Annotated in this window: 11 protein-coding genes; 5 read left to right on the top strand and 6 right to left on the bottom strand. The window is 70.9% G+C overall.

Annotated elements, in window-relative coordinates; translation table 11 throughout:
* Positions 1-50: 50 nt before the first annotated feature.
* On the bottom strand, positions 51-1,382 hold the full coding sequence (locus tag LG278_RS00625) for an extracellular solute-binding protein (protein WP_404389907.1): 1,332 nt from the start codon (positions 1,380-1,382) through the stop codon (positions 51-53).
* Between the two features lie 236 nt (positions 1,383-1,618).
* Here LG278_RS00625 and iolC point away from each other — a divergent pair, with 236 nt between their 5' ends.
* Entirely contained in the window at positions 1,619-2,608 is a 990-nt protein-coding gene (gene iolC / locus LG278_RS00620; protein WP_404389905.1) for a 5-dehydro-2-deoxygluconokinase, read from the top strand.
* A 226-nt stretch (positions 2,609-2,834) separates the two neighbouring features.
* On the opposite strand, the gene LG278_RS00615 is transcribed toward iolC, so the two are convergent.
* The 5 genes from LG278_RS00615 to LG278_RS00595 form a co-directional block, all read right to left on the bottom strand.
* Positions 2,835-4,163, bottom strand: a complete 1,329-nt coding sequence (locus LG278_RS00615) for an MATE family efflux transporter (protein ID WP_404393489.1) — start codon at positions 4,161-4,163, stop codon at positions 2,835-2,837.
* A 137-nt stretch (positions 4,164-4,300) separates the two neighbouring features.
* Positions 4,301-5,014, bottom strand: a complete 714-nt coding sequence (locus tag LG278_RS00610) for a DNA alkylation repair protein (RefSeq protein WP_404389903.1) — start codon at positions 5,012-5,014, stop codon at positions 4,301-4,303.
* A 75-nt stretch (positions 5,015-5,089) separates the two neighbouring features.
* Positions 5,090-5,722 carry a class I SAM-dependent methyltransferase gene (locus tag LG278_RS00605; RefSeq protein ID WP_404389901.1) on the bottom strand — a complete coding sequence of 211 codons (633 nt, stop codon included), beginning with the start codon at positions 5,720-5,722 and terminating at the stop codon, positions 5,090-5,092.
* A gap of 21 nt (positions 5,723-5,743) precedes the next feature.
* Positions 5,744-6,871 carry a metallophosphoesterase gene (locus LG278_RS00600; RefSeq protein ID WP_404389899.1) on the bottom strand — a complete coding sequence of 376 codons (1,128 nt, stop codon included), beginning with the start codon at positions 6,869-6,871 and terminating at the stop codon, positions 5,744-5,746.
* A 24-nt stretch (positions 6,872-6,895) separates the two neighbouring features.
* A complete protein-coding gene (locus tag LG278_RS00595) occupies positions 6,896-7,171 on the bottom strand; it encodes a DUF2277 domain-containing protein (RefSeq protein WP_404389897.1) in 276 nt (91 codons plus the stop codon).
* An 83-nt stretch (positions 7,172-7,254) separates the two neighbouring features.
* Between LG278_RS00595 and LG278_RS00590 the strand changes: the two genes are divergently transcribed.
* The 4 genes from LG278_RS00590 to LG278_RS00575 all read left to right on the top strand — a co-directional run bounded on the left by LG278_RS00590 (position 7,255) and on the right by LG278_RS00575 (position 11,690).
* The gene (locus LG278_RS00590) at positions 7,255-8,391 is read left to right on the top strand and encodes an ROK family transcriptional regulator (protein WP_404389895.1); all 1,137 of its coding nucleotides are present in this window, start codon (positions 7,255-7,257) and stop codon (positions 8,389-8,391) included.
* 118 nt (positions 8,392-8,509) lie between these two features.
* Positions 8,510-9,871, top strand: coding sequence for an extracellular solute-binding protein (locus tag LG278_RS00585; protein WP_404389893.1), 1,362 nt, complete (start codon positions 8,510-8,512; stop codon positions 9,869-9,871).
* Between the two features lie 95 nt (positions 9,872-9,966).
* A complete protein-coding gene (locus LG278_RS00580) occupies positions 9,967-10,851 on the top strand; it encodes a carbohydrate ABC transporter permease (protein WP_404389891.1) in 885 nt (294 codons plus the stop codon).
* Positions 10,851-11,690 carry a carbohydrate ABC transporter permease gene (locus tag LG278_RS00575; RefSeq protein ID WP_404389889.1) on the top strand — a complete coding sequence of 280 codons (840 nt, stop codon included), beginning with the start codon at positions 10,851-10,853 and terminating at the stop codon, positions 11,688-11,690. The genes LG278_RS00580 and LG278_RS00575 overlap by 1 nt, the downstream gene beginning before the upstream one ends.
* The last annotated feature ends 1 nt before the right edge of the window (position 11,691 follow it).

The following is an 11,691-nucleotide window of genomic DNA, read 5'->3' as shown; positions in this document are numbered from 1 at the left end:
CTGACGGGACCCGGGACGTGTCGGGCCCCGTCAGAGCGGGTGCGCTCGGCTCAGCCGAGAGCCTTCACGTCGTTGACCCACTTCTCCCACGACTCCTGCGGGGAGCTGCCCTGCTCGACGCGGGTCAGCGCCTGCTGCATGGCGTCGTTGATGGCGAAGTAGTGGGTGCCCTTGAACGGGGCGATGGTGACGGCCTTGGCCCGGTCGGCGAAGATCTGGCCGGTGGGGGCGTCGTTGAACGCGGCGACCTTGACCGAGAGCAGGTCAGGGCTGCTGAGCGCCTCGACCTGGCTCGGGAAGGCACCGACCTTCTTGAAGGCCTTGATCTGCTGCTCGGGCGCGGTCAGCCACGCGGCGAGCTGCTGGGCCTCCTTGGGGTGGGCGCTCTGCTTGGGGACGGTCAGGTAGGAGCCGCCCCAGTTGCCGCCGCCACCGGGGAAGGTGTTGGCGACGTCCCAGCCCTTGACGCCCTTGGCGTTGCCCTCGATGACTCCGACCATCCAGCCGGGGCAGAGCATGGTCGCGAAGCCGTCCTTCTGGAAGCTCGCGGTCCAGTCGTCGCCCCACTGCTGGAGCTTGGCCGAGAGGCCGTCGGTGATGCCGGCCTGGATGACGGCGTCGTAGACCTTCTTGACCTCGGGGTTGTCGGTCGCCGTGATGGCGTCGTCGGCCGGGTTCTCGTAGGCGGCCTCGAGCTGGTTGACCATGCCCTGGTAGGTGGCGCCGATGCTGTCGAAGAAGGGGACCTTCGACTTGGCGGCGAACTGCTTGCCGGCGGCGAAGTAGCTGTCCCACGTGTTGCCGAAGAGCTTGGCGACGGACTCGCGGTCGCTCGGCAGGCCGGCGGCCTTGAAGAGGTCGCTGCGGTAGCAGATCGCCTCGGGGCCGGAGTCGGTGCCGTAGCCGATGAGGGCACCGTTGGCGTCGGTGGCGGCCTTGGCCTTCCAGTCGAGCCAGCGGCCGGCGACGTCGGCAGAGTTGAGGTCGTTGAACTTGTCGGAGTACTGGAGCATCTCCGGCAGCCAGTCGACCTCGACGGCCTCGACGTCAGCCATGCCGCTGCCGGCCGAGAGGCGGGTGAAGAAGTTGTCGCGGGCCTCGTTGGAGGTGGCGGCCTTCTTGTGGGTGACCTTGATGTTCGGGTATGCCTTCTCGAACTCCGGGATGAGCTCCTCGTAGCCGAACTGGTTGAAGGTGGCGAGGGTGAGGGTGACCGGTCCGCTGGCGGAGGTGGCGGAGGCATCCGCCCCGCCGGCGGTGTCACCGGAGCCGGAGCTGCAGGCCGTGAGGGCGAGGGCCCCGACGGCGATGGTGGCGAGCGCGATGGATCGCGCCGATGCGCGGCGGCCGGTGAGGGCGCCGGAGCGGGTGGAACGGGTCATTGGAGAGCTCCTTTGGTCTCTTCCCAGGATGGGTCGTGGGAGCGCTCTCCGTGCGTGGAACCGGGGTGTGAGAGCGCTCTCACGGATGACAATGGGGGTCGGGCCCGGCTCCGGTCAAGTCCCGTTACCAACCCGTGATCTGTGCTGAGTTGGGTGGGCCCACCTGGTTGACCCTGTGTCCGGGGGTGCGGTGGGATGGAGCCAGCGACGCTCCACGACGAGCGAGAGGACCGGTCATGACGGCGCACGACCCGGCCACCGAACGCGCCTACGACCTGCTGGCGATGGGCAGGGTGGGGGTCGACCTCTACCCCCTGCAGCACGGCGTCACGCTCGATGAGGTGCGCACCTTCGAGAAGTTCCTCGGGGGCAGCGCGGCCAACGTCACCGTCGCGGCGGCACGCCACGGGCGCAGCTCGGCGCTCATCAGCGCGACGGCCGACGACGCGTTCGGGCGCTTCGTGCACCGGCAGCTGCTCCAGCTCGGCGTCGACGACGCCTACGTCGCCACGATCACCGGCGGCCCGCCGACGCCCGTCACCTTCTGCGAGATCATGCCGCCCGACCACTTCCCGATCTGGTTCTATCGCTACCCCACCGCGCCTGACCTCATGATCAGCGTGGATTCGCTTCCGCTGCAGGCGATTCGCGATGCGCGAATCTTCTGGTCGACGCTCACCGGGTTGTCGCAGGAGCCGAGCCGCGCGGCCCACCTCGCCGCGTGGGAGGAGCGCAGCCGCCGGGTGCCGACCGTGCTCGACCTCGACTACCGGCCGGGCTTCTGGGACGACCCGCTCGAGGCCCGCGAACAGGTGGCCCGCGGGCTGCGCGAGGTGACCATCGCGATCGGCACGGTCGAGGAGTGCGAGCTCGCCACGGGCGAGAGCGACCCGGATGCCGCGGCCCGCTCGCTGCTGGCCTCGGGCGTCGACCTGGCCGTCGTCAAGCAGGGCCCGCGGGGCGTGCTCGGGGTCACCGCCACTGAGCGGGTGCAGGTGCGCGCCTTCCCGGTGACGGTCGTCAACGCCCTCGGTGCCGGCGATGCGCTCGGCGGCGCGCTCGTGCACGCCCTGCTCGAGGGCTGGGACCTCGAGCGCGCACTGCACTTCGCCAACGTCGCCGGGGCGATCGTCGCGTCTCGGGCCGAGTGCTCCACGGCGATGCCGACGACCGCCGAGGTGCAGCAGATGCTCTCCGACATCGAGGTGACCGACGGCGCCTGGTGAGGAGTCACGTCCGCCGGAATGCCTTGCGGGACAAGAGAAAACCCGCCCCCACTGGTCACGTCGCCGAACTTGACCAGCAGGGGCGGGTGCCCTTTGACCCGGTGATCCGACAGGGGAGGAGATCACCGAGTCGCACAGGAGCAACTCACGAGAACGACTATGACCCGCGAACCTTAAAGAAGGCTGGGAGACGCCTAGCAGTTGGGTGGGGCGCGGCGCCTGGGGGCTAGCGGACGCCGACGACCATCCAGGCGTCGTGGCGGGCGCGCCAGCCCAGCACGAATGCCCGGATGACCATGAAGCCGGTGAAGGCCGCCCAGAGGATCGCGACGTCGTGCGCGGGCGACGCCGAGGGGCCGGCCGACCGCACCGCGAGCAGGATCGGCAGGTAGGCGACGAGCGTGACGAGCATGCCCCACGCGAGCCAGGTGCCGTCCCCGGCGCCGATGAGCACGCCGTCGAGCACGAAGACGTAGCCCGACACCGCCTGGCCGAGACCGACGACGACGAGCGCCGCCGACAGCGCCTCCTGAACGGCCGGGTCGGGCGTGAAGAGCGGCGGGATGACCCCGTGCAGCGCGACGAGCGCGAGCCCGAGCCCGAAACCACCCCACACGCCCCAGCGCGTCATCGTGCCCATCGCCTCGCGCACCCCCCGCCGGTCGCCGGCTCCGAGCGCTCGGCCGACGATCGCCTGTGCGGCGATCGCGAGCGCGTCAAGGGCGAAGGCGAGGAACGACCAGATCGTGAGCGCCACCTGGTGCGCGGCCAGGGTGACATCGCCGAGGGAGGCCGCGACCCACGTCGTGAGCAGCAGCACCGCTCGCAGCGCGAGGGTGCGCACGAGCAGGGGTATGCCGGTGCGTGCGGCCGCGAGCACGCGCCCCGGGTGCGGGTGCAGTGAGGCCTGCCGGGCCCGTGCCTTGACGACGAGCACCGTGACGAGCGCGACCGCCATGCCGGTCTGGGCGATGACGGTGCCCCAGGCGGATCCGGCGATGCCCCAGTGCAGCCCGTAGACGAAGAGGAGGTTGAGCGCGATGTTGACGCCGAAGCCGGCGACCGACGCGACGAGCGGCGTAATGGTGTCCTGCAGGCCGCGCAGCACCCCGGTGACGGCGAGGATGACGAGCATGCCGGGCAGGCCGAAGGCCGACACCCGCAGATAGATCGTCGCCTGCTCGAGCACCGCCGGAGAGGCGCCGAAGGCGGCGCAGATCGGCTCCGCCCAGATCGCCACGACGGCTGCGGTGACCGCGCCGAGCCCGAGCGCCAGCCACAGGCCGTCCACGCCGGCGCTGATCGCCGACCGCTCGTCACCGGCTCCGAGGTGGCGCGCGACGACGCTCGTCGTGCCGTAGGCGAGGAAGACGAAGATGCCGGCACCTGTGATGAGCGCGGCGCTCGCCACGCCGAGACCCGCGAGCTCGGCCGTGCCGAGGTGGCCGATGATCGCCGAGTCGACGAGGAGGAAGAGCGGCTCGGCGATGAGGGCCAGGAAGGCCGGCACCGCCAGCCGGAGGATGTCGCGACGTTGCGTGGTCGCGCCCCTCAGGCCAGAGCCGCTCGTCGAGCCGCTCGTCGAGCCGCGTGCCGAGTCGCCCGTCGAGCCGCTCGTCGAGCCGCCCGCAGAGTCTCGCGCGGCCTCGTCGGGCCCCGCCTCGTCTCGTCCGACCTGGTCGCGCCTCTCGCTCACGACAGCGCCCCGAGGTGCTTGAGCGCCTCCCGGCGCGAGAGGCCCGACAGACTCGGGTGCGTCGCGACAAACCCGCGCACCCAGTCGGGGTCGTGACGGGCGCGGTCGCGCAGCGCCCAGCCGATCGCCTTGCGGCTGAAGAAGTCGGGGTGGTCGATGTTGGGCTCGATGACGTCGGTCAGCAGGTCGGCGTCGAAGCCGTCACGGACGCCGATCTGGCTGAGGATCGCCGCGCGCCGCACCCACAGCGACTCGTCGGCCGCCCACTCGCGCATCCGCAGTCCCTCGACGTCGGGGGCGGCCGCCACGGTGTCGCGCACGAGGTGCGTCGCGATGTCGTCGACGACGTCCCACCACGCGCCGTTGCGGATCAGACTCTGCCACAACGGCATTGCGTCGCTGTCGACCCACCTGCGATAGGTGCGGTGCCGCGCGAGGGCGATGGCGGCATACCACTCCTCGCGGTGCGTGGCGCCGTGCCACAGCGCCTCGATCGTCGCCTCCCACTGCTCCCGCGACGTGAGGCGCAGACCGGGGTCGGCGAGCAGCGGTGCGAGCGCCCGGCGCAGCTGCGGCGTCGTGAGCCCGCGGTAGGGCATCGTCGACTTCATGTAGCGCTGTTGGCCCGCCGCGCGCTCGGGGTCGGCGTGCTGCTCGAGCGCGGCGCGCAGGGCGCCGACGAGCTCGTGGTGCACCCCCTGCTCGACCATGCGGCCAACGTAGCCGGGACGGGCGACACCCGCGCGGCCCGTCTAGCCCGCGAGCAGCCGATCGCTCCGGCGGGCTCAGACGCGCCGGGCCCGCCCGAGGTAGCCGTAGACCCACGGCCGCATCGGTCGGGGAGCCGGCGCGTAGGCCCGCTCGATCCAGTCCACGACGAGCCCCGACCGCTCGACGAGCTCGTCGATCGAGCGGGTGAGGTGGCACCCGTCGAAGAGCCGCTTCTGCAGCGGCTCGAGGCGGTGCTGCCAGCGCACGACGTCGTCGTCGGGGGCGAGGCCGTGCTCGAAGAAGTGCAGGCTGCCCCCCGGGCGCAGCACCCGCACGACCTCGCGCAGCGCGGCGTCGGCGTCGGCGATCGTGCACAGGGTGAAGGTCGAGAGCACCGCGTCGGCGCTCGCGTCGGGCAGGTCGAGCCGCTGTCCGTCGAGGCCGCCGCGCTCGACGGCCACGCCCGCCACGCCGGCTGCGTCCCGGCGCTGCTGCGACAGCTGCCACGCCACGTCGGACGGCTCGATGGCCACGAGGCTCGTGACGGTCGCCGGCAGAGCCTCGAGGTTCGCGCCGCTGCCGAAGCCGAGCTCGACGACCCGCCCGGTCAGCCCCTCGCAGACCCGCCGACGGTAGGCGAGCATCTCCACGCCGCCGGTGCCGACCTCCACGAGGCGCGGCACCACCTGCCTCGCCCACAGACCCATGGCCCCGAACCTACGCTCCGCTCATCCTCGACGCAGCGTGATGACGGGGATCTCGGGTGGGGCGAGCACGCGCACGGGCGGACCCCACGCGCCCGCGCCGCGCGAGGTGAGCACCGGCACGTCGCCGACGAGGTTGAGACCGTCGATGACCGGCTGCTGGAGCCGCACGGCATACCGGAAGGGCCAGACCTGACCACCGTGGGTGTGCCCGGAGAGTTGGAGGTCGATGCCGCGCCCCTGGGCGTCGAGCGCCTGCTGCGGCTGGTGCGCGGCGAGGAGGGTGAAGCCGCCCGCGGGGGCGCTCCCGAGGGCGCCATCGACGTCGGCCGTGTCGGCCCCGGTGCCGGTCTCGTCGTGCACGCCGGCGAGCCGGATCGTGTCGGACTGCCGCTGCAGCGCGACGTTCTCGTTGCGCAGCACCGTGATGCCGAGCGTCTCCCAGTGGTTGAGCCAGGCGTCGGCCTCCTGCGAGATGAACTCGTGGTTGCCGCTCACGGCAAAGACGCCGAGGGGCGCGTCGAGGTCGGCGAGCGGCGCCATTGCGTCGGCGACCTGGGTGACCTTGCCGTCGACGAGGTCGCCGCCGAGCACGACGACGTCGGGCCGCTGCGCGTTGACCTCCTCGACGACGCGTTGGGCGAAGGACGCGTCACGCACCGGGCCGAGGTGCAGGTCGGTGACGAGGGCGACCCGCAGACCGTCGAAGCCCTCGGGCAGCTCGCGGCTGGTGACCGTCACCGGCGTGACCGTCGGCATCGCCGCCTCGTGCAGCCCGTATGCCGTCGCGCTGAGTGAGGCGACCACGACGAGGGGGGTGCCCACGCGGAGCAGGCGGCGCCGCGGCTCGCGGCTGCTGGAGAGGCTGGCAAGCAGGGCGAGGAAGCCGAGCACGAGCGTGCCGAGCATGAGATACCAGGCCACCACGAGCCAGGTCATGCCCGCCCACGCGAGCCAGCGCGCGCGATTCGGGTCGATGACGCCGGCCTGCATGGCGAAGGCCGCGAGAGCGGCCCCCCACATGACGGCGAGCACGAGCGCGACGGCCCACCGACCGCGGGTGGACAGGTCGGGGGCGACGGCGAGCCGGCGGTAGAGCAGGAAGGTCAGCAGCGCGAGGACTGCCGCGACGACGATGACGAAGATCGACACAGGGGGTGGCCGGCCTGGTGCCGGTCAGGCGGGCGTGCCGAAGCGGACGGCGTTGCGCTCGCGGGCCTTCTGGCGCTCGAGGTCTCGGTCCTTGGGCGGCGCGGTCGTCGTCAGGTGCTCGAGCAGGTGGGCCGTCGCGTGGGCCACCGCCTCGACGGCCTCGTCGAAGGCGGCCTGGTTGGCCTGGCTGGGCTTCGTGCTGCCGCTGACCTTGCGGACGTACTGCAGCGCAGCGGCGTGCACCTCGTCAGAGGTGGCCGGTGGCTCGAAGTTGTGGAGCTGGCGGATGTTGCGGCACATGGACTGACTCTAAGCGGCGCGGCCCGCTCACGGGACTGCCGAGGGACTTGCCAATCAGGAGTTAGTAAACTTTACTAACTCCTGTGACCACCCCTCCTCGCGCTCGCCGGGCCTCGCCGCGCACCGTGATGCTCCCCACCCACGGCCGCCGGCACAACCTCTCGCTCGCGCTTCAGGTGCTCTACACCTCCGGTCCGATGAGCCGGGCCGACCTCGCCCGCCGGCTCGGCATCAGCAAGGTGACCGTCTCCGACCTCGTCGCCGAGGTCATCGAGAGCGGCCACGCGGTCGAGCTCGGCCCGTCCGAGCAGGTGCGCCCCGGCAAGCCGGCCACCCTCGTCGACGTCAACCGCACCGGGCTGCAGGCGATCGGCGTCGACCTCGCCGCCCACGAGGTGCTGCGCGCCGCCGTGCTCGACCTCGACGGCAACATCCTCGTGCGCGCCGAGCGCCGCATCGCCGACGAGACGGGTGAGGACACGGGCGAGGCGATCGTCGCGATCGTCCTCGAGCTCGTGCAGGAGATGGTCGCCGCCGCGACCGCGCCGATCCTCGGCATCGGCGTCGGCACGCCCGGCATCATCGTGGCCGGCGGCGTCGTCGACACGGCCCCCAACCTCGGCTGGCGTGACGTGCCGCTGCGCGACCTCATCGCCGACGCGACCGGCCTGCCGGTCTTCGTCGTCAACGACGCAGACGCTGCCGTGCACGCCGACTACACGCTCGGCGACGGAGGCGACGACGTCGTCCTCGTCAAGATCGGCCGCGGTGTCGGCTGCGGGCTCATCGTCGGCGGCCAGCGGGTGCGCGGGGCGCACTTCGCGGCGGGCGAGATCGGGCACGTCACGGTCGGCACCGACGGAGGAGCCGTATGCCGGTGCGGCAAGACGGGCTGCCTCGAGACGTGGGTCTCGGCGCCCCGTCTCGAGCAGGCGCTCGCGGCCTCCGGTGACGACGCCCCGCTGCGCGAGGCGGGGGAGCGGCTCGGCATCGCCCTCGCCCCCGTCGTCGCGGTGCTCGACCTCGCCGAGGTCGTGCTCTCCGGGCCCGGGCACCTGCTGGACGGACCCCTGCGCGACTCCGTCGAGCAGACCCTGCACGACCGGCTGCTCGCCCGGCCCGAGGCCGAGCTCACCGTGCGCATCGCGCACGACTCCGACGACATCGTGCTGCGCGGCGCTGCCGTGCTCGTGCTCTGGGACCAGCTCGGCGTCGCCTGAGCACGAGCACCCGCCCCGCCACCCGGCATACGCCGGCGGGGCCCTTGAACTGCAAATCCCCTCCACCTGCACCACCTCACCGGTCCGCACCGCGGCCACCCCGAAAGGAAACAACGCAATGAAGAAGACCCTGGGTCTGGCCGTGGCCACGACCACGGCGGCGCTCCTGCTCACCGCCTGTGGCGGAGGGGCGACCGGCTCCTCGTCGTCGGCGACGACCGCGAGCAAGGCCGACAACGCCGGCAAGACGATCACCTTCTGGGTCGTCGGCGGTGACACCCCCCAGGAGCTGCGGACCTACCTCCAGGACACCTTCAAGGCCAAGACCGGCGCGACCCTCAAGATCGAGGAGCAGGGCTGGGGCGACATCGTCACCAAGCTGACGACCTCGCTGCCCGACGCGAACAACACGCCCGACGTCACCGAGCTCGGCAACACGCAGGCCCCGACCTTCACCAACGTCGGCGCCTTCAGCGATGTCTCCGACCTCTACGAGGAGCTCGGCGGCGCCAAGCTGCTCCAGTCCTTCGTCGACGTCGGCTCGGTCGACGGCAAGAAGTTCGCCCTCCCCTACTACTTCGGCTCGCGCTACATGTTCGCCCGCTCCGACGTGTGGAAGGAGGCCGGCGTCAAGACGCCGACCACCCTCGAGGAGTTCAACACCGCGGTGAAGACGATCACGGCGAAGAGCCCCCGCGAGATCAAGGACTTCTCGGGCTTCTTCCTCGGCGGCCAGGACTGGCGCAACGGCATCTCGTGGGTCTTCGCCAACGGCGGCGAGCTGGCCAAGAAGGAGAACGGCCAGTGGGTCTCGACGCTGAGCGACCCCAACACGATCAAGGGCCTCACCCAGCTGCAGGACCTCTTCAAGAACGCCTCGAAGGCGCCGGCCGACGCCAAGGACGCGACGCCGTGGCTCTACGTCAACGACTCGGACGAGATCCTCGACGAGAACCAGAAGGTGACCGGCAAGACCTCCCTCGCCGCCGCGACGATCATGGCCCCGGGCTGGGCGCACTGGTCGATCGGTGACCTCGTCGAGAAGGACGGCAAGAAGGTGCGTGAGTGGAACGACGCGAAGTTCGCGGCGTTCGTGCTGCCGGGCAACGACGGCAAGCCGGCCCCGGTCTTCGCCGGCGGCTCCAACATCGGCATCTCCAAGGCGAGCCAGAACCAGGAGCTCTCGCGCGACCTGATGAGGATCATCTTCTCGCCGGAGTACCAGCAGATGCTCGGCAAGGCAGGCCTCGGCCCGGCCAACGCCGACTACGTCAGCTCGCTCGGCACCGACCAGTTCGCCAAGTCGCTCATCGAGTCGGCGTCCAACTCCAAGCTGACCCCCGCCGCCCCCGGGTGGGCCGCCGTCGAGTCGAAGATGATCCTCGAGGAGTTCTTCGGCAAGATCCGCGACGCCTCGGACCTGACGGCGCTCGCCGCGGAGTACGACGCCAAGATCACGCCGATCCTCAACCTCAAGTGACGCCTCGCCCCTCGGGCGAATCGCACTGAAGGCAGGCAGGGCCCGGTGGTCGGACCCCTCCACCGACCACCGGGCTCCCCGTCGAAAGGTCCACCATGTCCACGGCCAGGCGCGTGCCCCTCGCGCTCATCGTCCCGACGCTGCTCATCCTGCTCGTCGCCCTCGGCTACCCGATCGGGTGGCAGCTCGTCACGAGCTTCCAGCACTACGGCATGCTCCAGCAGTTCGGGCAGCCCCCCGAGTGGGTGGGCCTCGACAACTACGTGGCGCTCTTCACGGACTCCTACCTGTGGATCGTCATCGCCCGCTCGATCGCCTTCTGCCTCGTCTGCGCCGTCAGCACGGTCGCGATCGGCGGCGGCATGGCCCTGCTCATGCGGGCCGTCAGCACGCCCGTCCGGCTCATCCTCCAGATCGCGCTGCTCGTCGCGTGGGCGATGCCCGTCGTCACCTCGATGACGGTCTGGATCTGGATCGTCGATTGGCGCCGCGGCGTGCTCAACTGGCTGCTCACCCGCCTCGGCGGTGACTTCCAGGGCCACAACTGGCTCGTCGAGCCGCTCTCGTTCTTCGCCGTCGCCGCCGTCATCGTCATCTGGATGAGCGTGCCCTTCGTCGCCCTGTCGATCTATGCCGGGCTGACGCAGGTCTCGCCCGAGGTGCTCGAGGCGGCCGAGATCGACGGCGCCAACGGCTGGCAGCGGGTGCGGCACATCATCCTGCCGCTCATCGCGCCCGTCGTCTCGATCGTCCTGCTGCTTCAGCTCATCTGGGACCTTCGGGTCTTCACGCAGATCAAGCTGCTCCAGGACGCGGGGGGCTTCGCCAACGAGACCAACCTGCTCGGCACCTACATCTACCAGCTCGGCACGGGCGCCGGTGACTTCGGCGCCGCAGCCGCGGTCTCGGTCATCATGCTCGGCCTCACCGTGGCGATGAGCTGGTACTACGTCCGCTCCCTCATGAAGGAGGAGTCCTGATGCGCGCCCCGAAACTGCGCCGGTGGCTGCTCACGCTCCTCGCCGTCGTGCTCGCCCTCGCCTGGGCGTTCCCCGTCTACTGGATGGTCAACTCGGCCTTCCTCGACAAGGCCACGCTGCAGTCGACGCGGCCGACCTTCCTGCCCTTCGGCGGGTCGCTCGACAACTTCACGACCGTGCTCGGCGACCCGGCGTTCGGTCGGGCCCTCGCGATCTCGCTCTCGGTCACGCTCATCACCGTGGCTGCGGCGCTCGCCATCGCCTTCCTCGGCGCGCTCGCGATCAGCCGCTTCCGCTTCCGTGGCCGCGCCTCGTTCGTGCTGGCGCTGCTGCTCATCCAGATGCTGCCCGCCGAGGGTCTCTTCATCGCGCAGTACAAGATGATGAGCTCCGTGGGACTGCTCAACAACGTCATCGGCCTCGCGGTGCTCTACACGGCGGCGGTCGTGCCCTTCACCATCTGGATGCTGCGCGGCTTCGTCGCCGGCGTGCCGATCGACCTCGAGGAGGCGGCCATGGTCGACGGGCTGTCACGCACGCAGGCCTTCCTGCGGATCACCTTCCCGTTGCTCGCTCCCGGGCTCGTGGCGTCTGGGGTCTATGCGTTCCTCCAGGCGTGGAACGAGTTCACCGTCGCCCTGGTTGTGATGACCGAGGAGCAGGCGCGCACCCTGCCGTTGTGGCTGCGCGGCTTCATCCAGGCGAGCGCGACCCGCGAGACCGACTGGGGCCAGGTCATGGCCGCATCGACGCTCGTCGCCATCCCCGTCATCGTCTTCTTCCTCATCGTGCAGAGCCGGATGAGCAGCGGGCTCGTCGGCGGGGCGGTGAAGGGCTGAC

It is taken from the genome of Humibacillus xanthopallidus (assembly GCF_044793955.1).
Lineage (GTDB): Bacteria > Actinomycetota > Actinomycetes > Actinomycetales > Dermatophilaceae > Humibacillus > Humibacillus xanthopallidus_C.
The sequence above is the reverse complement of the archived record's forward strand: the minus strand, read 5'-3'. Positions and strand labels throughout refer to the sequence as shown.